The 20,381-nt window shown below is 40.4% G+C and carries 20 protein-coding genes and 2 tRNA genes; 10 read left to right on the top strand and 12 right to left on the bottom strand.

Features of this window, described 5'->3' with window-relative positions:
• Window positions 1-3: 3 nt before the first annotated feature.
• Both ABGT15_RS11155 and ABGT15_RS11150 read right to left on the bottom strand, forming a co-directional pair.
• The gene (locus tag ABGT15_RS11155; RefSeq protein ID WP_367231504.1) at window positions 4-771 is read right to left on the bottom strand and encodes a cyclase family protein; all 768 of its coding nucleotides are present in this window, start codon (window positions 769-771) and stop codon (window positions 4-6) included.
• Between the two features lie 8 nt (window positions 772-779).
• Window positions 780-1,493 (bottom strand): VIT1/CCC1 transporter family protein, encoded by a 714-nt coding sequence (locus ABGT15_RS11150; RefSeq protein ID WP_367231503.1) that lies wholly within the window; start codon window positions 1,491-1,493, stop codon window positions 780-782.
• A 440-nt stretch (window positions 1,494-1,933) separates the two neighbouring features.
• Here ABGT15_RS11150 and ABGT15_RS11145 point away from each other — a divergent pair, with 440 nt between their 5' ends.
• Window positions 1,934-2,314, top strand: coding sequence for a hypothetical protein (locus tag ABGT15_RS11145; RefSeq protein WP_367231502.1), 381 nt, complete (start codon window positions 1,934-1,936; stop codon window positions 2,312-2,314).
• A gap of 2 nt (window positions 2,315-2,316) precedes the next feature.
• On the opposite strand, the gene hemW is transcribed toward ABGT15_RS11145, so the two are convergent.
• Together hemW and ruvC are read right to left on the bottom strand one after the other, a co-directional pair.
• Entirely contained in the window at window positions 2,317-3,444 is a 1,128-nt protein-coding gene (gene hemW, locus ABGT15_RS11140) for a radical SAM family heme chaperone HemW (RefSeq protein WP_367231501.1), read from the bottom strand.
• A gap of 60 nt (window positions 3,445-3,504) precedes the next feature.
• Window positions 3,505-4,059 carry a crossover junction endodeoxyribonuclease RuvC gene (ruvC, locus tag ABGT15_RS11135; protein ID WP_367231500.1) on the bottom strand — a complete coding sequence of 185 codons (555 nt, stop codon included), beginning with the start codon at window positions 4,057-4,059 and terminating at the stop codon, window positions 3,505-3,507.
• Window positions 4,060-4,082: 23 nt separating this feature from the next.
• Here ruvC and ABGT15_RS11130 point away from each other — a divergent pair, with 23 nt between their 5' ends.
• Entirely contained in the window at window positions 4,083-5,027 is a 945-nt protein-coding gene (locus tag ABGT15_RS11130) for a hypothetical protein (RefSeq protein ID WP_367231641.1), read from the top strand.
• Window positions 5,015-6,142, top strand: a complete 1,128-nt coding sequence (locus ABGT15_RS11125) for a glycosyltransferase family 2 protein (RefSeq protein WP_367231499.1) — start codon at window positions 5,015-5,017, stop codon at window positions 6,140-6,142. The genes ABGT15_RS11130 and ABGT15_RS11125 overlap by 13 nt, the downstream gene beginning before the upstream one ends.
• 1 nt (window position 6,143) lies before the next feature.
• Here the strand turns inward: ABGT15_RS11125 and ABGT15_RS11120 are convergent, their stop codons facing one another.
• Complete coding sequence (locus ABGT15_RS11120; protein WP_367231498.1) at window positions 6,144-6,626, bottom strand: hypothetical protein; 483 nt, start codon at window positions 6,624-6,626, stop codon at window positions 6,144-6,146.
• A 40-nt stretch (window positions 6,627-6,666) separates the two neighbouring features.
• Between ABGT15_RS11120 and ABGT15_RS11115 the strand changes: the two genes are divergently transcribed.
• Entirely contained in the window at window positions 6,667-7,167 is a 501-nt protein-coding gene (locus ABGT15_RS11115) for a DUF456 domain-containing protein (RefSeq protein ID WP_367231497.1), read from the top strand.
• On the opposite strand, the gene ABGT15_RS11110 is transcribed toward ABGT15_RS11115, so the two are convergent.
• From ABGT15_RS11110 to ABGT15_RS11080, 7 genes are all read right to left on the bottom strand, one after another.
• The gene (locus ABGT15_RS11110) at window positions 7,164-8,021 is read right to left on the bottom strand and encodes a DMT family transporter (protein ID WP_367231496.1); all 858 of its coding nucleotides are present in this window, start codon (window positions 8,019-8,021) and stop codon (window positions 7,164-7,166) included. The genes ABGT15_RS11115 and ABGT15_RS11110 overlap by 4 nt on opposite strands.
• A gap of 67 nt (window positions 8,022-8,088) precedes the next feature.
• A tRNA-Asp gene (locus ABGT15_RS11105) sits at window positions 8,089-8,165 on the bottom strand.
• A gap of 267 nt (window positions 8,166-8,432) precedes the next feature.
• Window positions 8,433-8,509, bottom strand: a tRNA-Asp gene (locus ABGT15_RS11100).
• Between the two features lie 87 nt (window positions 8,510-8,596).
• Window positions 8,597-9,523, bottom strand: coding sequence for a DUF58 domain-containing protein (locus tag ABGT15_RS11095; protein WP_367231495.1), 927 nt, complete (start codon window positions 9,521-9,523; stop codon window positions 8,597-8,599).
• A 215-nt stretch (window positions 9,524-9,738) separates the two neighbouring features.
• Window positions 9,739-10,056: a thioredoxin gene (trxA, locus tag ABGT15_RS11090; RefSeq protein WP_023569337.1), complete on the bottom strand. Its 318-nt coding sequence runs from the start codon at window positions 10,054-10,056 to the stop codon at window positions 9,739-9,741.
• Window positions 10,057-10,252: 196 nt separating this feature from the next.
• A complete protein-coding gene (gene dnaE, locus ABGT15_RS11085) occupies window positions 10,253-14,776 on the bottom strand; it encodes a DNA polymerase III subunit alpha (RefSeq protein WP_367231494.1) in 4,524 nt (1,507 codons plus the stop codon).
• A 305-nt stretch (window positions 14,777-15,081) separates the two neighbouring features.
• Entirely contained in the window at window positions 15,082-15,432 is a 351-nt protein-coding gene (locus ABGT15_RS11080) for an RNA recognition motif domain-containing protein (RefSeq protein WP_367231493.1), read from the bottom strand.
• 196 nt (window positions 15,433-15,628) lie between these two features.
• On the opposite strand from ABGT15_RS11080, the gene ABGT15_RS11075 reads away from it, so the two are divergent.
• From ABGT15_RS11075 to ABGT15_RS11050, 6 genes are all read left to right on the top strand, one after another.
• Complete coding sequence (locus ABGT15_RS11075) at window positions 15,629-16,186, top strand: 30S ribosomal protein S16 (protein WP_367231492.1); 558 nt, start codon at window positions 15,629-15,631, stop codon at window positions 16,184-16,186.
• Between the two features lie 15 nt (window positions 16,187-16,201).
• Window positions 16,202-16,729, top strand: a complete 528-nt coding sequence (gene rimM, locus ABGT15_RS11070) for a ribosome maturation factor RimM (RefSeq protein WP_367231491.1) — start codon at window positions 16,202-16,204, stop codon at window positions 16,727-16,729.
• Between the two features lie 6 nt (window positions 16,730-16,735).
• The gene (locus tag ABGT15_RS11065) at window positions 16,736-17,443 is read left to right on the top strand and encodes a tRNA1(Val) (adenine(37)-N6)-methyltransferase (protein ID WP_367231490.1); all 708 of its coding nucleotides are present in this window, start codon (window positions 16,736-16,738) and stop codon (window positions 17,441-17,443) included.
• 113 nt (window positions 17,444-17,556) lie between these two features.
• Complete coding sequence (locus tag ABGT15_RS11060) at window positions 17,557-18,735, top strand: acyl-CoA dehydrogenase family protein (RefSeq protein WP_367231489.1); 1,179 nt, start codon at window positions 17,557-17,559, stop codon at window positions 18,733-18,735.
• A gap of 226 nt (window positions 18,736-18,961) precedes the next feature.
• Window positions 18,962-19,459, top strand: a complete 498-nt coding sequence (locus ABGT15_RS11055) for a DinB family protein (protein ID WP_367231488.1) — start codon at window positions 18,962-18,964, stop codon at window positions 19,457-19,459.
• Between the two features lie 124 nt (window positions 19,460-19,583).
• Window positions 19,584-20,369: a DUF3050 domain-containing protein gene (locus tag ABGT15_RS11050; RefSeq protein WP_367231487.1), complete on the top strand. Its 786-nt coding sequence runs from the start codon at window positions 19,584-19,586 to the stop codon at window positions 20,367-20,369.
• The last annotated feature ends 12 nt before the right edge of the window (window positions 20,370-20,381 follow it).

The following is a 20,381-nucleotide window of genomic DNA, read 5'->3' as shown; positions in this document are numbered from 1 at the left end:
ACCTTACTGAATTTTATATAAAACTGGTTTACTCGGACTGGCATCATTTTCAAACGACGCGATTTGCAGGTTTAGTATGTAGCTACCATCTGAAACGGTATCGTTTACATAAATGAGTTCCGTAATGGTGCTGTTGACTCTTGCATCGGCATTCAATTCGTTCACATCATTAACATTCCAAAAGGCTTTGTGTGCGAGCAATTTTCCCTCATCATGTTCCTTGTCGACACTTGGCAAATCAATCAGTAAATGTTGGATAGCGCTTTCGCGGATGAACGTCGCAGCCTCTTCCAACAAGTACGGCCAATTCGTATTGGAATATTTTTTAGAGGTTTTCTCAGTTGAATTTGGTAATGTTCTGATGATAATGGCCTCCGGGTTTTTCCCTTCTAACGCCTTTTCAATCTGATGTTTAGTAATAACAAAATCTTCGCCTTGTGCTTCCGGAGTTACCGATACCACTTCCGCCGTAAAAAAGAACTGTCTCAGACATTGGTTGATGCTGTAAAAATCACGCGTGATGTGCCCCAAACATTCTGTATGTGTGCCATGCCCGTGCGGATTGAAAAAAATGTTGTTGAAATTAGTAGACGAGCTGCCTTCCGAAACTTTCCCTACCCAATCGCCAAAACGAACGGGTTCAATTTCCGGCTTTTCAATGTACCAGGCAATCGGATTTTGATCGGTATTGGAAAGTGGCAAAGAAATATCGATAGGTTTTGACAAATCGATTTCGAATTCTGTATTCTGATGTTGAATGATTGTTTTCATAAAATAATTTAAACCTGAACGCCAAAAAGATACCCCACCAAAGCGCTTAATCCCATGGCGGCTGTTCCCCAAAAGGTAACACGAAGAATGGCTTTAACGATGTTTGAACCTCCGGCCTTTGCCGACAACGTTCCTAAAAGAATCAAAAAGAAAATCGCCAAAGCGTACAAATAATATTCCATATTGTGAACCGGAAGATACAAGGTTGCCAAGAGCGGAAGAATACCACCGGCTGAAAACGCGGCACCTGAAGCCAAAGCTGCCTGCAAAGGTTTCGCCTGACTGATTTCGTTAATACCCAATTCATCGCGAATATGTGCCCCTAAAGCATCGTGTTCGGTTAATTCTTTAGCAACCAAATGCGCCGTCTCCTGCGACAACCCTCTTCGTTTGTAAATTTCGGTTAAAAGTTCCAATTCGAGCGCCGGATCTTCGGAAAGTTCTCGTTTTTCCCTTTCAATATCGGATTTTTCAATATCGGTTTGTGAGCTTACCGAAACGTATTCTCCGGCAGCCATCGATAAAGCTCCTGCCACCAAACCAGCCAAAGTCGCCAAAATAATAGGTTCACGGACATCACTCGCAGCAGCAACCCCAATGGCCAAACTTGCTGTCGATAAAATGCCGTCGTTGGCACCTAGCACCGCTGCCCGTAACCAGTTGCTTCTGTGAATGTAATGACTGTCCAGATAAGTATCTAAAGTTGCTTTTTGCGTTTCCATAAAATTTTCGCTGATTCTTAAGATTACTCTTCCAAATTTAAGTAAAATAAATCGGAGGCAATTCCGTCGCAAAAGAATTTTCCTTTTTTAGTGGTGCGAAGGATGTTGTTTTCGGGGATCAGTCTTTCATCCTTAAGATAATGTTTGGCAGTATGCAACAAATAATACCTTTAGTTCCACCGAATTCGGTAAGATTCTGATGGTAATGACTTCCGGAACTACGAAAAATAATTCAGTCGTGAAAAAATTACCTCAGACATTGCTTGTTGCTGTAAAAACGTAGGTAAGGCACTCGTAATCGGATTCTGATTGATCCTGGAAAAGCACAACGAAACAGCAAAAGGTTTTAACAAATCTGCCTCAAAAAAAACGTTATGTAAGATTTTCGCTTTAAAAAATTAATTAATTTTACAATTCCATCACGCCTTAAGATATTATAAATGAAAAAATTATTTATTGCAGTGTTGCTTATTTCAAATGGTTATTTGTTTGCACAAAGTAGTCAGGTTACGTTTCAACCGAAACAATACAATATACCTATGATGAAAAATTTAAATTTAAATACGCCAACTTTCACCTTTACACAGTTGAAATTTTACACCAAAAATGATTTTTCAATCTACAATAGAACTACGATGTTTAACGATAATTTTTCGGTTTATAATGGTAAGATTGAATACAAAAATTCAATAATTATACCTGAGAATTTAGTCTTTAATACTAAGATGGATTCGTTTAACCCTAATGTCACTGATTCCTTTGAAGGAGCACTTTTAACAGGAACGCTTAATCTGTTAGCCGGCTTGTTTAACAACAAATAGCCTTAACGTATTCGAAACAAATCACTGGCAATTCCGTCGCAGAAGAATTTTCCTTTTTTAGTGGTGCGGAGGATATTATTTTCGAGAATCAATTTTTCGTCTTTCAGATAACGTTCGGCGTTTTGAAGTAAATACTGTAGCATGTTTTCGCCGAATTCCGATTTGATTCGCTCCAAAGAAACGCCCCAAACGGTTCGCAATCCGGTCATGATGTATTCGTTATAACGATCGGTTTCTGTTAAAATTTCCGTTTCACTGGGCTGTTTATCTTCGGCTAACGATTTGATATAAATGGCGTTATTAGCGATATTCCAACTACGATTGGTCCCGTCATAACTGTGTGCCGATGGACCGATTCCCAAATATTTTTTCCCTAACCAATAGGCCGAATTATTCTTCGAAAAATAGCCAGGTTTCCCGAAATTCGACAATTCGTAGTGCACAAATCCGTTCGCTTCCAAAATATCCACCAACATTAGAAATTGTTCGTGCGCAACAGCATCATCGGGTTGCGGAACGATTCCTTGTTTGATGAATTTTTGCAGAGCAGTTTTCGGCTCGACCGTTAAAGCATAACTCGAAATGTGCGGAATGTTCAAATCCAAAAGCGTTTGAATGTTGTGAAGCCATTTTTCGTTGGTAAGCCCAGGTATTCCGTAAATCAAATCTGCGGTGATATTATCAAAATACTTCGTAGCAATTTCCAGACATTTTTTCGCTTCTTCAGCATTGTGCGCGCGGTTCATCAGCTTTAAATCTTCTTCATAAAAAGACTGAATCCCGATGCTCAAACGGTTGATTTTATTTTCAGAAAGCGTAATTATTCGCACTTCGGATAAGTCGTCAGGATTAGCTTCTACAGTGATTTCGGGATTTTCTGCTACAGCATAGTTTTTATAAATTTCATCAATCAGCATTCGCAAATCCGAGACTTCTAAAATACTCGGGGTTCCACCGCCGAAATAAATGGTTTCAATCACTTCATCAGCAAATTCTTCTTTACGCAAACGGATTTCTTTCGCCAACGCCATAACCATTTCGTCTTTCTTCTTCAGGGAAGTCGAAAAATGGAAATCGCAGTAATGACAAGCCTGCTTGCAAAAGGGGATATGGATGTAGATGCCGCTCATATTTAGTTCACAGTCGCAGTCGCAGTTAACAGTTTAGAGGCTGAAAACCGAGACTGAAAACTATTTTTTAATTCTTGATTCATTCTGTTTCACAAACGCGTCCCAGCCGGAATAACTCTTGCCGACTTCCACTCTTCCGGAATTGAAAAAATGACAAACCGCTGCCGCCAAACCGTCCGTGGAATCTAGATTTTTAGGCAATTCTTTCAAGCCAAGCAATTGTTGCAACATTTTCGCCACTTGCTCTTTACTCGCGTTTCCGTTGCCGGTGATGGCCATTTTGATTTTCTTAGGCTCGTATTCGGTAATCGGAATTTGGCGGGACAAACCTGCTGCCATCGCTACGCCTTGTGCACGTCCTAACTTTAACATCGATTGCACGTTTTTACCGAAGAACGGTGCTTCAATGGCAATTTCGTCCGGATGATAGGTGTCGATCAGCTCAATGGTGCGTTCAAAAATTCGGGCCAAACGCATATAATGATCGTCCATTTTGTTGAGTTGCAATTCGTTCAGCTGAATGAATTCCATCTTTTTGTTCACCACGCGGATGAGTCCGAAACCCATGATGGTCGTTCCGGGATCGATGCCTAATATAATGCGTTCGTTTGCCAATTTTAATTCGTTATTTTGTACCGATGATTTCTGTATCCGACAAAACTAAACAATTCCTGGTTCTTATAGTCAAACTTTTGATTGTAGGAGGCGCTTTTTATTTTATTTACAATCAATTGGCTCACAACAATAAACTGGATTGGCCAAAATTCATCACACTTTTAAAGGAAAAACAATCCTTTGGTAATATCGCCCTGATTTTATTGCTGACGTTTTTAAACCGCTTTCTGGAAATTCTGAAATGGCAGAATTTAGTTAAAGTCATCCGCAACATTTCGATTGGTGAAGCGTCAAAACAGGTTTTAGCCGCTTTGACTGCTGGTTTGTTCACGCCCAATGGCATTGGCGAATATGCCGGCAAAGCGTTGTTTTTCGACAAATCACAAACCAAAAAAATTGTCTTTCTGAACCTGATCTGCAACGGGATTCAAATGATCCTGACGATTCTTTTCGGGATTTTCGGGTTGCTTTATTTTAATGCCGAATTTCAGGTGATCACCACGGAAACCGTTGGCCTTTTGTTTGGGGCGCTTACAGTGCTGATTCTGGTTTTATTTTTCACCAAAAAAATCAATATTAAAGGATATTCGCTGGAAAAACTCATCCATAAAATCAATGAAATTCCCAAAACGATTCATCAGAAAAACATTTTATTGGCAATTGGACGCTATCTGGTTTTTTCGCATCAGTATTATTTCCTATTTTTAATTTTTGATGTGGAAATTCCGTACTTTTTGTTAATGGCGACGATTACGAGTGTTTATTTCCTGGCTTCGTCTTTGCCAACCTTTCAGTTTCTGGATTTTGCCGTCAAAGGCAGCGTGGCGGTGTATTTTTTCGGCTTGCTGGGGGTAAACGAGTGGATTGTAGTATTCATCAGTACGCTGATGTGGTTTTTGAATACGGTGATTCCGGTTACCGTCGGAAGTTATTTTGTTTTAAATTTTAAGACGCAATGGAAATCGTAAACTTACTTTTCGTATTGATTTTTATCAACTACGTTATTTTTATCGGATTGCTGATTTGGGGTTTTTCCAAAGTAAAATCGTTTCAAAAAACCAATGCAGAAACGAAAACCGGATTTTCCGTTGTGGTCCCGTTTCGCAACGAAGAAAAGAACCTGCCGGAATTATTGGAATCGTTTTCCCACCTGAAATACAACAAAGAACAATTCGAAATTATTTTCGTTAATGATAATTCATCGGACGAATCCGAGCGCGTCATTAACCACTGGCGCATGGAAAACCCGTGGGTGCATTTGACAATTCTGGACAATGTACGAATTTCCAAATCACCCAAAAAAGATGCCATCACAAGAGCCGTAACCATAGCCAAACACCCTTGGATTATCACTACCGACGCGGATTGCGAAGTACAACCGAAATGGCTTTCCACCTTCGACAGCTACATTCAAAATCACGATACTGAAATGATAGCCGGAGCCGTTCGCTATCCAAAAAAAGGGTTTTTATTGTCGCATTTCCAACAAATGGATTTATTGAGTTTACAAGGTGCCACTATTGGTAGTTTCGGTTTAAAAGAAGCATTCATGTGTAACGGTGCGAATTTCGCATACACTAAAAACTTCTTTCAGGAATTAGGCGGTTTCAAAGACAACAATCATATTGCCAGTGGCGACGATGTGTTTTTACTGCAAAAAGCCGTTGTACAACATCCAAAAAAAATACATTATCTCAAAGCAAAAGAAGCCATAGTAACGACTAAACCGGAAAAAAGCTGGCTAAAACTATTCAAACAACGGGTCCGTTGGGCTTCCAAAACATCTGCGTATCAGAGTGATTTCTCCAAAGCATTGGCCATTATGGTGTTTTTGGCAAATGTTACATTGCTGGTCAGCTCCTTACTTGCAGGGCTACAATTCCTTTCTTGGGAGTTTATTATGGCTTTGTTCCTGATTAAATTCGTGGTGGATTTCGTATTGATATTCCGAACGAACCGGTTTCTGGGGATGTACTTGTATTCCGCACCAATAAGCAGTTTACTGTATCCGGTTTTCAGTACTGTTGTAGCGCTCTATTCTTTGGTGGGCGGCTTTGAATGGAAACGGGAAAATATTAAATAAGTTATTCTGACTTTAAAATTACCGGTAACACAAACTGCGTTTTTACGGGGACACCACGTTTAATGGCGGGATTTATTTTAGGCATATCCACCAATTTAGTGTGCAGAATGCTATCAATTTTGATTTTATCGTACGCTACGCTGTCTTTTGGGAATTGCGGTTCAAATTGTAAGGACGCATCCGGAAAGACCGTAACTTTCACTTCAATGGTATCTATTTCAGGATACAAAATTTTCAAAGTATCTACACTTAATTTATCCTGTATGGTTTGTGTTAAATATTCAAAGAAACACTGACGACGCTGTTCTTCATCGGTTATCACTTCACAGGCATCTACCGTGGGAAAGGCATCCACTTTTTTCCAGTCAATTTTCTGCAATTCATTTTGCAGCAATTCATCTTCGGACGGTGTCTTCTTGTCAAAAAGTTGACAGGAAACCAAAGCGACCGAAAAGAAAAATAAGACAAAAAGGTTTTTTAGCATGAAAATTGTAACTTTAAAAATCAAAAATAGTAAAAAAAACATGGAATACTTTTTATTGATCACCGGATTTGTATGTATGTTGGTTGGAATCCTTGGAAGTTTTTTACCTGTCTTGCCGGGTCCGCCCATCAGTTGGGTAGGTTTATTACTCTTATACCTTACCAAAGCCGTCCCAAATGATTATTGGGTTTTAGGAATCACATTACTGATTGCTGTAATTGTAGCCGTATTGGATTATGTGATTCCAGCCAAAGGAACCAAGCGTTTTGGCGGCAGTAAATACGGCATTTGGGGTACTAACATCGGGTTGGTCATCGGATTGATTGCTCCTATTCCGCTAGGCGTAATCATTGGCCCTTTTGTCGGAGCTTTGGTTGGCGAATTGATTCATGACAGTCAGGATCACAAACGTGCTGTAAAAGCTGCCACCGGTTCCTTTATTGGCTTTTTAGCTTCAACCTTTATGAAGTTTGTGGTTTGTGTGATTTTCTTCGGCTTATTTATAATGAAGGTCTGGGAATTCCGCTCTAGCTGGTTCTAATCTTCCTGCTTTTTATAAAAGGTGATGCCGATTCCCAACAAAATAATACAACCGCCGAATACCATCTGCAAACTAATCCTTTCTTTCAAAAACAGCCAGGCAATAATCGAGGTAAAAAGCACCTGCGACAGCAAACTCAAGGAAACCCGATTGGCTTCCATCTGCTGTGTCGCATAACTAATTAACAACCATGCAATCAACTGACAAATAAAGCCTTCCACCAGCAATACGTTCCATACCGTGGATGAAAATCCGGAAAAAGGCTGCCCCAAAATCAAGCAGATAGTCCCAATAAAAACACTTGAAACCGCCATACTGTAGGTCATAAAACTTATGGGCTGCATCTTACGGAGTACATATTTACTCAGCAGCATATAAAAAGCATAAAAGATTCCTGACAATACGCCAAAAAGGAATCCGATGTCGAATTTCAATTCATAAAAAGTTTCAAATCCGATTAATATCACCATGCCGATGATCGCTAAAAAAGCGCCCAGCCAAAAATTCCGTCCTGGCTTATTCGGCAGAAAGAAGTACATCAGCAACCCGACCCAAATTGGAGCCAAATTGGCCAGCAGTGTAGCCTGAGTTGCCGTAGATTTTTGAATGGCAATATTCCAGACAGCAATATCCGCTCCAAAAAACAACCCGCACAATACGATGACCCAAGCCGTTTTACGGTTGGGAAATTCCAGTTTTTTACGAAAGAGTACAATCGGTAAAACCACGGCTAAAGCAATAGCCATTCGGTAAAAAGCAGCGCTCAGGGCAGACACCGGCGTCCATTTTACCAGAACCGGAAAAACGGAAATACAAAAGATACCTAAAAGAAGTGCCAGTCTTGGGTTTTTCATTTTCAGCTTACTTACTGCAAAAATACGGATATAAAAAAAGCCCCGATAACGGAGCTTATTTTTTTACTGGCGGTCTGGACGGGACTCGAACCCGCGACCCCATGCGTGACAGGCATGTATTCTAACCAACTGAACTACCAAACCAGTGTTTTATTCTGCTGCGAAAGTACTATCAATTTTGAGCATTTGCAAGGATTTTGCAAAGAAAATTTATAAAAATTTCTAAGTAGCTGAATTTCAATTTTTAAAACCAATTGATGTCAAAATCAAAAAAGCCTTCCAAAAATGGAAAGCTTTTCATTGGTCTAACTACTAAACCTGGTACTTTCGTACCTAAACAACACAACTAATTTTAAATATCTTAAGAGGGCAAAAAAGCCTTTCTTTGTATCGAAAGGCTTCCTCTTTTACTGGCGGTCTGGACGGGACTCGAACCCGCGACCCCATGCGTGACAGGCATGTATTCTAACCAACTGAACTACCAAACCAGTGCTTTATTGCGGATGCAAATATACAACCCTTTTTAAATCCTGCAAATGTTTTTTTATCAGTTTTTATATTTTAACATTTCAATTTTACCCAAACCTCTGTTTTTCAATCAGATAAGTCATTAAAATTTTTTCAAATTTTTCATCTACCGAAACCGGAACATACTTAATTTTATATTGCGAACAGGTATTGGCAACTTTTTCAAAATACGCTTCCACCAGTTTTTCATACTCCTTTTTTACGTTTTCAGCAAAAAGATTAACCTGCTCACCTGTTTCCAAATCAATAAATTTTCGTGGAGCATTATCAAAATCGAAACGGAACTCCGTCTTTTTATCAATCACATGAAACAACACCACTTTATGCTTGTTGTGCTTTAAATGCTGTAACGCCTTAAACAAACGCTCATCATCTTCACCCTGAAACATATCGGTAAACAAAATCACCATGGAACGACGGTGTAGTTTCTCGGCAATATGATGCAGATAGGTAATGGTGTCGGTGGTTTTGGTTTCTTTTGGTGTTTGCAAAATTCCTTCCAACTGATTCAACAACATTCTATGATGGCGTTCACTGCCTTTTTCCGGCGCATAATATTCATAAGAATCCGAATACACGCTCAAACCGACAGCATCGCGTTGTTTTTTTAATAAATTCATCAAAACCGCCGAAGCCAATACCGAAAAACCGATTTTATTCTCGTAAAAGAACTGTCCGTCGCTTAATTTCGGATAATGCATGGAAGATGAATTATCGATAATCAAATGACAACGCAAATTGGTTTCTTCCTCGAAACGTTTGGTGTACAAACGATCGGTTTTGGCAAAGAGTTTCCAGTCGATGTGTTTGGTACTTTCGCCCGCATTGTAGATTTTGTGTTCGGCAAATTCTGCAGAAAAACCATGAAACGGCGATTTGTGCATCCCGGAAATAAAGCCTTCCACAATTTGGTTGGCCAACAATTCAAGGTGCTGAAAACTGGATATTTTAGCGATTTGATTCTCTAAGTTCATCTCTCAAAGATAATTTGAAAATTTGAAAATGAGATACTTTGAAAATGATTTTTACAGAAGAAAAAATGGCTTCCTTTTTAGCCCTGATTGGAGCAAGCTACCGTGTAGCGCGGAAAGCAGGAATAAGGCTTACAAAAACACCCGAACCCTTCGCTCCAAAAACAAAAAAGGCCCGACTTTCGCCGAACCTTATATTGTGAACACTTTTCCTAAGATTATAGTAAAGCGTCGATAGCCTCAGTATACGTATTTTTAGGAGCTACACCTACTTGTCTTCCAACCACTTCTCCGTTTTGGAACACTAATACTGTAGGAATGTTACGCACTCCGTATTTTGCCGCAAACTCTTGGTTTGCATCTACATCTACTTTACCGATTACGGCTTTACCAGCATATTCTTCACTGATTTGGTCGATAATTGGCGCTACCATACGACACGGTCCACACCAAGCTGCCCAAAAATCCACTAATACCGGTTTATCTGATTTTAATACTACTTCGTCAAAAGTAGCATCTGTAATTGCTAATGCCATTTTAATGTTGTTTAAAATTGTTGAACAAAAATAGAACTTTATTTTGAATCCCAAACCGTTTAAAAATCAGTTTTGATTATCGTGTCATTACTATTTTTTATACGAAGCTTTTTCCTGCTGTACGTTGCAATCTTTTGCTTCTTAAAGAAAGAACCAAAAGGATTTCCGCTTCCATCAGGGCTAGGGGTTTTGCACTTTAATTGAGTTTAAAATTCACCTGCAAGCGTTCCAATTCCGTTAAAACCGCATTGGAAATGCCCACTTTTAACTTTCGGCTCGGCATGCTGAGTTTGGTCACGATACGGATTTCTTCTTTTTCTTCCGGCACGGTTAGTTCCACCTCATCCATACTTTCCTCGCCGTCACCCACCTCGTCCGAATCGTTCATTTCGCTCACCACCGGAACCTCAACAATGGTTTTCACGCGCTCGAGTTCCATTACTTCAAAGGTAACCGAAGCTTCCCCGGCATTGGCTTTGAACAGCTCATTCAGCTCCATAATCAATTGATCGCGCAATTCGTTAATGGAGAACATCAAAATCAATTTTTTACCAAATTTCGGCAACACGTCCTGCAATTGCAACACATCCATAAACTGTAAACGCGGATCAGATTTTTTTCCGGTTTCCTTATTCGTCCAGCCTTCCTTCACGTTCAATCGAATGTAGACAAAGTGGTTCTGTCCTAAGTAATGACGGAAACGCAAGTATTCTTCGTCGAAAATCCGGAACTCGTAACTTTCGTCGTAGCCTTCCAAATTGAAAGTCGCCCAACCTTTACCGTTTTTAGCAACCCTATGCTGCACGTTCGTTACGATACCACCAACGGCTATATTTTTCCCAACAAATGGATTCAAATCTTTTAAAGCATCCAAACGCGTCGGGCAGAAATATTTCATCTCGAATTTATAATCGTCCAAAGGGTGTCCGGAAATATAAATCCCTACTACTTCTTTCTCTTTTGCCAGCTTCTCCATCGTGAACCATTCCTCACAAGGCGGCACGGTTGGTTCCGGAATTTGTACTTCCGAAGCATCGCCAAACAAACTCACCTGCGAGGAGTTTTCGTTTTCCTGTGTTTTCGACCCGTAGCGCATCGCCTTTTCCAAAAAAGTCACATTGTCGCCATCGTGATGGAAATATTGTGCACGGTGCGTGTTTTCAAAACAATCAAAACCACCAGCCAATGCCAAATTTTCAAAGGCTTTTTTATTAGCGGCGCGCAAATCGATGCGTTTGGCCAAATCGAAGATGGATTTGTATTTTCCGTCTTTTCGGGTATCGACGATGGTTTTAACCGCACCTTCTCCTACCCCTTTGATCGCGCCCATTCCAAAACGGACCGCATAGTTTTCGTTTACCGTAAATTTATAGAACGATTCGTTTACGTCCGGACCTAAAACCTCTAAGCCCATGCGTTTACATTCTTCCATAAAGAACGAAACCTGTTTGATGTCGTTCATGTTGTTGGAAAGCACCGCCGCCATATATTCCGCAGGGTAATGCGCTTTCAGATAGGCGGTTTGATACGCGATCCAGGCATAACAGGTCGAGTGGGATTTGTTGAAGGCGTAACTCGCAAACGCTTCCCAGTCGGTCCAGATCTTATCGAGTTTCTTTTCATCGTGTCCGTTGGCCATCGCCTGATCGATGAATTTGGATTTCATTTTATCTAAGACATCTTTCTGTTTTTTACCCATTGCTTTACGCAAAACGTCGGCATCACCTTTGGAAAAGTTCGCCAGCTTCTGCGACAAAAGCATTACCTGTTCCTGGTATACGGTAATTCCATAGGTTTCGGCAAGATATTCTTCATTCGCATCCAAATCGTAGGTGATGGGTTCTTCACCGTTTTTTCTACGGACGAACGACGGAATGTACTCCAACGGTCCCGGACGATATAAGGCGTTCATCGCAATCAAATCTCCGAAAACCGTCGGTTTCAGCTCTTTCATGTATTTCTGCATCCCGGGCGACTCGTACTGGAAAATCCCGACGGTTTCCCCTCTTTGGAACAGCTCGTATGTTTTTTCATCGTCAATCGGGAAGGTATCCGGATCGAGCTGGATTCCGGTGCGGTATTTCACCAATTTGACGGTATCTTTAATTAGGGTCAAAGTCTTTAACCCCAAGAAGTCCATTTTTAAAAGTCCGGCACTTTCCGCTACCGAGTTGTCGAACTGCGTTACGTACAAATCGGAATCTTTTGCAGTGGTTACAGGAACGAAATTCGTAATATCGTCTGGCGTGATGATTACCCCACAAGCGTGAATTCCGGTATTTCGCAACGAACCTTCCAACATTTTTGCCTGTTGAATGGTTTCTCCGGCCAAATCTTCTTCGCCAGCAATCGCTATCAATTCTTTAACACGGTCGAATTCTTCAGACGATTTCAAAGCTTTTTTGACTTCACTTTCATCTTCCGCCAGAAAACGCGCCAAGTTCCATTTGGACGGCATCATTCCCGGAATCAGTTTGGCAATCCGGTCAGCTTCAAATAGCGGTAAATCCAGTACACGCGCCGTATCACGAATCGCGGATTTGGTCGCCATTTTACCATACGTAATGATCTGCGCCACCTGATTCGCACCGTATTTGTTGATTACGTAATCCATTACCAAACCACGGCCTTCATCATCGAAATCGATATCGATATCGGGCATCGACACACGATCCGGATTTAGGAAACGCTCAAAAAGCAAGTCGTATTTAATCGGGTCGATGTTGGTAATTCCTAAACAGTAGGCTACGGCTGAACCTGCTGCCGAACCACGACCGGGGCCAACAGAAACGCCCATTTTTCTTGCTTCGGCAATAAAATCCTGTACGATCAAAAAGTAACCCGGATACCCCGAATTGGAAATCGTAAGTAATTCAAAATCCAAACGTTCCCGAATATCTTCCGTTATTTCGGGATAGCGTTTTTCAGCTCCGCTGTAGGTTAAATGGCGTAAATAAGCATTTTCACCTCGTACACCGCCATCGGCTTTATCTTCTTCTACTTTAAACTCATCGGGAATATCGAATTTCGGAAGCAATACGTCGCGGTACAACGAATAGGCTTCCACTTTATCAATGATTTCCTGAATATTGATGATCGCTTCGGGTAAATCGGCGAAGATTTTTTTCATCTCCGCTTCCGACTTGAAATAGTATTCCTGATTCGGCATCCCGTAACGATAGCCGCGACCGCGACCGATTGGCGTAGCCTGCTTTTCCCCGTCCTTCACACACAATAAAATATCGTGGGCGTTGGCATCTTCTTTGGCTACATAATAGGTATTGTTGGTGGCGATCAGTTTTACGTTGTGCTTGCGGGCGAAAGCGATCAGGGTTTGGTTTACGCGGTTTTCGTCTTCCTGATTGTGGCGCATCACTTCGATGTAGAAATCGGCACCAAATTGGGATTTCCACCAGACCAGTGCTTCTTCCGCCTGATTTTCACCGATATTTAAGATCTTGCTCGGGATTTCCCCATACAGGTTCCCCGACAAAACAATAATGTCTTCTTTATATTGTTCGACTACCGAACGGTTAATTCGCGGCACATAATAAAAACCTTCTGTATAGGCAATGGACGCCATTTTAGCCAAATTATGATAGCCTTTTTTATTTTTGGCCAGAAAAACAACCTGATAGCCGTTGTCTTTTTTGGATTTGTCTTTATGGTCCTCGCAAATGTTGAAGGTGCAGCCAACTATAGGTTTTACAACAGTTTCGGAGGGTTGTTCTCCGTTTTCTTCTGCCGCTTTATTTTTGGCTTCCGCTCCTTTGTTATGATTGAAAACCGCACTTACAAAATGAAAGGCGCCCATCATGTTTCCGATATCCGTCATGGCTACGGCCGGCATCCTGTTTTTTACGGCCGCATTCACCAAGTCATTAACGGCAATGGTCGACTGCAACACCGAAAACTGGGTATGATTGTGAAGATGGGCAAAGGCCGCATGCTCTAAATCTTTCTTGTCTTCTTCGGAAATGGTTGTGGTAACTTCTTCCTGCTGAATCTGTTTTAAACGCGCTCGAATTTCATCCGACGCTTTTTTCAGGTTGATGTGCTTTAAGCCAATCAGCTGAATTTCCTGCGGATTGTTCTCGCGGAAACGGTCGTAATAGTCTTCGGTTACATCGAGTTCTTCTTTGGTAAAAACCTCGCGTTTGATTAATTCTAAAAAACAGCGGGTGGTGGCTTCTACGTCGGCCGTTGCGTTGTGGGCTTCGGCGAAAGGCTCTCCGAAAAGGTATTGGTGTAGCTCGGTTAGCGTTGGGAGTTTGTATCTTCCTCCGCGACCTCCGGGTAATTTTAAAAGCTCTGCGGTGGTTTCGGTACAAGTATCTAAAACAGGCATTTTTACCATGTCGGAACCGACGTTCATACGGTGGAATTCACACCCCATGATGTTCACGTCGAACCCTACGTTCTGACCTACGATGTATTTGGCCTTCGACAAGGCAATATTGAACTTTTCGAGTACCTCCAATAACGAAATTCCCTGCTCCATAGCCAATTCTGTGGAAATACCATGGATTCGCTCAGCATCGTAGGGAATATTGAAACCTTCCGGTTTGACCAAATAATCCTGATGCTCAACAAGATTTCCCAGCTCGTCGTGTAACTGCCAGGCAATCTGGATACAACGCGGCCAGTTGTCCGTATCGGTAATGGGTGCCGACCAGCTGCGCGGTAATCCGGTGGTTTCGGTATCGAAAATTAAATACATTAGGCTGATATTTAGATTGTAAGCTTAAAACCACAAACCGGTTTTAGACGAAAACAAAAATACGTTTTCAAAAAGCAATTGTCAATTTTAGTTATTAACAAACATGCAAAACCTTTATCTTTTAGCCCCGGTTGAGCCGGTAGCTCCCGATTTATCGGGACTAAAGGCGAAGACAGGAACAAGACCTCCAAAAAAACCCGAACCTTTGCTTCGCCAATTCGCTATCGCTCGGGTCGCTCCAAAAACTATAAAAAACAAAAAACCACCTCGGTTTGAGATGGTTTTGTAAGAATATAAAATAAGGCTTAGTATCTTCCTCCTCTATTATTTCCACCACCGTAGTTACCACCACCGCGGTTGTTTCCGTAACCTCCGCCTGAACGGTTGTTATTGAAACTTCTTCTTTCACCTTCCGGTTTCGGCTCGGATTTGTTAACTACAATCGCACGACCACCAACAGTTGCACCGTTTAATTCGTCAATTGCTTTCTGAGCTTCCTCATCATTTTCCATCTCTACGAAACCAAAACCTTTACTTCTTCCTGTAAATTTATCAGTAATAATTTTAACTGAATTTACAGCACCATAAGCCTCGAAAGACTCTCTTAAATCTGCCTCGTCGATTGAAAACGGAAGACTCCCAACAAAAATATTCATATAATTATTTTAAAAATTTTGGTAAAGGTAATGCATTTAATTTCTAAATCACTCATTATTAAGCTTTTTGTTTTCAAAATATTTGTTGTATATAAAACATATTTTTCATTAATTAATTATTTTGTATACTAAACTTTTATATCTTTGCACCCTTAAATAACCGAGGTCGAGAACCTCAAATTAATCATTAAAGATTATGTCAGTAAAAATCAGATTACAAAGACATGGTAAAAAAGGGAAACCTTTTTACTGGATCGTAGCAGCAGATGCTCGCGCGAAAAGAGATGGTAGATTCTTAGAGAAAATCGGAACTTACAATCCAAACACTAACCCTGCAACTATCGACTTAAACCTTGATAAAGCAGTTACATGGTTATTCAACGGTGCTCAGCCTACTGACACTGCAAGAGCTATCCTTTCTTACAAAGGTGCTTTATTAAAACACCACTTAGAAGGTGGCGTTCGCAAAGGTGCTTTAACTGCTGAGCAAGCTGAAGCTAAATTAGCGGCTTGGTTAGAGGCTAAAGCTGGTAAAGTAGATGCCAAAAAAGACGGTTTAGCAAAATCGAAAGCGGATGTTAAAGCTGAGGCTTTAAAAGCTGAAAAAGCTGCTAACGAAAAACGTATCGCTGCTCAGGCTGAGGCTTTAAAAGCTGCTGAAGCTACAGAAGAAGAGACTACAGAAGAAGTAGCAGAAGCTACAACGGAAGAAGCTCCGGCTGTTGAGGAGAACAACGAAGAAACTCAAGCTTAATTTTATAGCGGTTCCATGCGTAAAGAGGATTGTTTCTATTTAGGTAAAATCGCGAAGAAATTTAGTTTTAAGGGAGAAGTTCTGATCTATTTGGACACAGACGAACCCGAAATGTATGAAGATATGGAATCAGTTTTTGTCGAATTCGGCAAAAATCTGGTTCCATTTTTTATTGAAAAAAGTGCACTTCACAAAGGCGACTTCCTACGAGTTAAGTTTGAAGAAGTAGACAACGAAGAAGACGCCGACCGAATTCTGGGAAGCGAAGTCTATCTCCCATTAACCATGCTGCCAAAACTGGAAGGCAAAAAATTCTATTTCCACGAGGTAATTGGTTTTGACGTGGAAGATGTACGTTTGGGCAAAATCGGCAAAATCGTTTCCATTAACGATTCTACTGCTCAACCGCTTTTCGAAATCATGAAAGACGACACGGAAATCCTGATTCCGATGATTGATGACTTTATTGTGGAGATTGACCGCACCAACAAAAAAGTGGTTTTAAAAACCCCTGAAGGACTAGTAGACCTTTATCTTGGATAACTTCCAATGACATTTCAGTTTAAACAATTCTCCATTCAACAAGATCGTTGCGCCATGAAAGTGGGTACTGATGGCGTTTTATTAGGTGCTTGGACACCACTTATCAACAACCCTTTCAATATTTTAGACATTGGAGCCGGCACGGGTTTAATTGCACTAATGTTAGCACAACGCAGCAATGCAGAACAAATCGATGCTATTGAAATTGATGACGACGCTTACGAACAAGCCACCGAAAATTTCGAAAACTCCCCCTGGAACGACCGTTTGTATTGTTACCACGCTGGTTTAGATGAATTTGTAGACGAAGTGGATGAAGAATTCGATTTGATTGTATCCAACCCTCCATTTTATACCGATGAGTACAAATCCGGCGACAATCAAAGGGACAATGCTCGTTTTGAGAATTCCTTACCTTTTGAAGAATTGGTGGAAGCCGCTGATTTTTTCTTATCGGATCACGGTGTCTTTTCTTTGATTATCCCTTATAAAGAGGAAGAAAAACTGATTGCGCTTTGTGCAGAAAGAGGCTTATTTCCTCTAAAAATCACTCGCGTAAAAGGCACACCTACTACTGAAATCAAGCGCAGTTTATTGGCTTTTTGCCGAATTGAGCAAACACCTTTGACGGATGAATTGGTTATTGAAACCGCACGTCATCAGTACACGCCGGAATATATTACATTGACTAAGGATTTTTATTTAAAAATGTAATCCTTGAATTACAGCCATTAACCCATTTATTTTTTTACTTGAAATTATAACTATCACAGATTGAATAGTTAAATTTCTTTATGTACTTTTGTGTACCAAAATAACAAACAACAATGAAACCAGATTTATTTCAATCTCCTGATTACTATCTGTTAGACGATTTACTTACAGAAGAACATAAATTAGTACGTGATGCTGCCCGTGCATGGGTAAAAAAAGAAGTATCCCCTATAATTGAAGAATATGCTCAAAAAGCTGAATTTCCAAAACAAATTGTAAAAGGTTTGGGAGAAATTGGCGGTTTTGGTCCTTATATTCCAGTAGAATATGGTGGTGCTGGTTTAGACCAAATTTCTTACGGATTAATCATGCAGGAAATCGAGCGTGGTGATTCTGGAGTTCGTTCTACTTCATCGGTACAATCTTCTTTGGTAATGTACCCTATCTGGAAATACGGAAATGAAGAGCAACGAATGAAATATTTACCAAAATTGGCTACCGGAGAATGGATTGGCTGTTTTGGTTTGACCGAGCCGGATTACGGTTCCAACCCAGGTGGTATGGTAACTAATTTTAAAGATATGGGCGACCATTATTTATTAAACGGCGCCAAAATGTGGATTTCCAACGCGCCTTTTGCCGACATCGCTGTAGTGTGGGCAAAAGATGAAACCGGAAGAATTCACGGTTTAATCGTAGAAAGAGGTATGGAAGGTTTCTCTACACCGGAAACCCACAACAAATGGTCTTTGAGAGCTTCAGCTACCGGAGAACTTATTTTCGACAACGTAAAAGTGCCGAAAGAAAACCTATTACCTAACAAATCAGGATTGGGAGCACCACTAGGATGTTTGGATTCTGCACGTTACGGAATCGCATGGGGCGCTATCGGTGCCGCTATGGACTGTTATGACACTGCTTTAAGATATTCTAAAGAAAGAATCCAGTTTGACAAACCCATCGGAGCGACACAATTGCAACAGAAAAAATTAGCCGAAATGATTACCGAAATCACTAAAGCACAATTGTTAACTTGGAGATTAGGTGTATTGAGAAACGAGGGCAGAGCAACTTCGGCTCAAATTTCCATGGCGAAAAGAAACAACGTGAACATGGCTGTAGAAATTGCTCGTGAAGCGCGTCAGATGTTAGGAGGTATGGGTATTACCGGAGAATATTCAATCATGAGACATATGATGAACTTAGAGTCTGTAATCACCTACGAAGGAACACACGATATCCACTTGCTAATCACAGGTATGGATGTTACAGGTTTCTCTGCATTCAAATAATAGTTTTTTTTCAACAATACTAAAAGAGAGTCTAATACAGGCTCTCTTTTTATTTTTAGTATATTTGAATAAAACATTTCTTATAAAGTCGTCTTGTCAACAACAAGCTTATTGCAATCAATTACAAATCATCAAATACAAATAAAAAAGCATAGTTTGTAAAATAAACGCAATAAATAAAAAAGCTGTGCCATATGTAACCTCTGACAACTAAATTTTACACATTATGAAACTAAACGAATTTTTACTTCCGGAATTCCTTCATGAAACAGAAAACACCAGAAAATTATTGGCTGCACTTCCAGAGGAGCATTTTGATTACAGGTCAAATGAAAAAGCCATGAGTCTTTCTGAATTAGCAAATCATATTGCAGAAATTCCAACTTGGATTCCAGCGACATTTTTACATTCTGAACTCGATTTTGCAACGTTCCACTATGTTGTTCCTAATCATCGCACCGTTAACGATCTTTTAGCTTTTTTTGACAAAAACATCAATGAAGCCTTAAAATTAATGACAGAAGTAAGCAATGAAACCCTGCAGGAAAACTGGACCATGAGAAAAGGAGATCTTATCTATTTTACCATGCCCAAAATTTCGGTTTACCGTATGTTTGTCATGAACCATACCATACACCACAGAGGACAAATGACCGCTTACTTAAGAGCTGTTGGCGCAAAAGTACCGGGAATGTATGGCCCAACAGCCGATGACGTCATGTAATTATAACAGCATCAATAAAATCAATGTTAAAAGCTTCTTTAAAACGGGAAGCTTTTATATTTTTGTGAAACGAAAACAAATCCGAACAACACTTTTTTTTTCGTATATAAAACAAAAAGCCCCCATGAATATTCAGTCCATCAACAAGTCAATTCAGGAGCAGAAAAATCAGTTACTGAATCATCCTTTGTACGCTCAAATTCAAAACATTGACGATTTACGTCATTTTTTAGAAGGCCATGTATATGCTGTTTGGGATTTCATGTCATTGCTTAAGGCTTTGCAAATGAAACTCACATGCACTACCACCCCTTGGTTCGCCTCGGCAAATCCGGAAATGCGGTATTTAATCAACGAAATTGTATTGGCGGAAGAATCCGACATTACCTTGGACGGCAAAAGACAAAGCCACTTTGAAATGTACCTGGAAGCAATGGAAGCCTGCGGTGCCAATACCGAAAATGTGAATGTGTTTTTGGAAAGTGTAATTGCCATGCAGAACATTTTCGTATCGATTCGAATCAGCGATTTACATCCGAAGATTAAAGACTTCTTAGACTTTACCTTCCGCGTGATTGAGCAGGGAAAACCACATGAAATAGCAGCCGCATTTACCTTTGGAAGAGAAGACTTGATTCCGGAGATGTTTACTGAAATCCTTAAAAATTTCAAAGCGAATTTCCCGGAGGTTGATTTATCGAAACTGATCTATTATTTTGAAAGACACATCGAATTAGATGCTGACGATCACGGACCGATGGCGATGCAGATGATTACGGAATTATGTGGTGAAGACAACCACAAATGGAAAGAAGTAGAAGCCGTTTCCATCCAGGCCTTAGAAAAAAGAATTGGTTTATGGGATGCCATCGAAGAACACATTAACGAGAAGCATTTAGCCACCACTTAATAAACAAAATCC

The sequence above is a fragment of the Flavobacterium enshiense genome (assembly GCF_040750275.1).
Lineage (GTDB): Bacteria > Bacteroidota > Bacteroidia > Flavobacteriales > Flavobacteriaceae > Flavobacterium > Flavobacterium enshiense_B.
The sequence above is the reverse complement of the archived record's forward strand: the minus strand, read 5'-3'. Positions and strand labels throughout refer to the sequence as shown.

Coding starts and splice junctions, on each gene's coding strand:
- ABGT15_RS11050 (WP_367231487.1), top strand. CDS start 19,584: ATGAATATTCAGTCCATCAACAAGTCAATTCAGGAGCAGAAAAATCAG.
- ABGT15_RS11125 (WP_367231499.1), top strand. CDS start 5,015: ATGGAAATCGTAAACTTACTTTTCGTATTGATTTTTATCAACTACGTT.
- rimM (WP_367231491.1), top strand. CDS start 16,202: ATGCGTAAAGAGGATTGTTTCTATTTAGGTAAAATCGCGAAGAAATTT.
- ABGT15_RS11065 (WP_367231490.1), top strand. CDS start 16,736: ATGACATTTCAGTTTAAACAATTCTCCATTCAACAAGATCGTTGCGCC.
- ABGT15_RS11120 (WP_367231498.1), bottom strand. CDS start 6,626: ATGCTAAAAAACCTTTTTGTCTTATTTTTCTTTTCGGTCGCTTTGGTT.
- ABGT15_RS11150 (WP_367231503.1), bottom strand. CDS start 1,493: ATGGAAACGCAAAAAGCAACTTTAGATACTTATCTGGACAGTCATTAC.
- ABGT15_RS11110 (WP_367231496.1), bottom strand. CDS start 8,021: ATGAAAAACCCAAGACTGGCACTTCTTTTAGGTATCTTTTGTATTTCC.
- ABGT15_RS11075 (WP_367231492.1), top strand. CDS start 15,629: ATGTCAGTAAAAATCAGATTACAAAGACATGGTAAAAAAGGGAAACCT.
- trxA (WP_023569337.1), bottom strand. CDS start 10,056: ATGGCATTAGCAATTACAGATGCTACTTTTGACGAAGTAGTATTAAAA.
- dnaE (WP_367231494.1), bottom strand. CDS start 14,776: ATGTATTTAATTTTCGATACCGAAACCACCGGATTACCGCGCAGCTGG.
- ABGT15_RS11095 (WP_367231495.1), bottom strand. CDS start 9,523: ATGAACTTAGAGAATCAAATCGCTAAAATATCCAGTTTTCAGCACCTT.
- ABGT15_RS11055 (WP_367231488.1), top strand. CDS start 18,962: ATGAAACTAAACGAATTTTTACTTCCGGAATTCCTTCATGAAACAGAA.
- ABGT15_RS11130 (WP_367231641.1), top strand. CDS start 4,083: ATGATTTCTGTATCCGACAAAACTAAACAATTCCTGGTTCTTATAGTC.
- ABGT15_RS11060 (WP_367231489.1), top strand. CDS start 17,557: ATGAAACCAGATTTATTTCAATCTCCTGATTACTATCTGTTAGACGAT.
- ABGT15_RS11155 (WP_367231504.1), bottom strand. CDS start 771: ATGAAAACAATCATTCAACATCAGAATACAGAATTCGAAATCGATTTG.
- ABGT15_RS11080 (WP_367231493.1), bottom strand. CDS start 15,432: ATGAATATTTTTGTTGGGAGTCTTCCGTTTTCAATCGACGAGGCAGAT.
- hemW (WP_367231501.1), bottom strand. CDS start 3,444: ATGAGCGGCATCTACATCCATATCCCCTTTTGCAAGCAGGCTTGTCAT.
- ABGT15_RS11145 (WP_367231502.1), top strand. CDS start 1,934: ATGAAAAAATTATTTATTGCAGTGTTGCTTATTTCAAATGGTTATTTG.
- ABGT15_RS11115 (WP_367231497.1), top strand. CDS start 6,667: ATGGAATACTTTTTATTGATCACCGGATTTGTATGTATGTTGGTTGGA.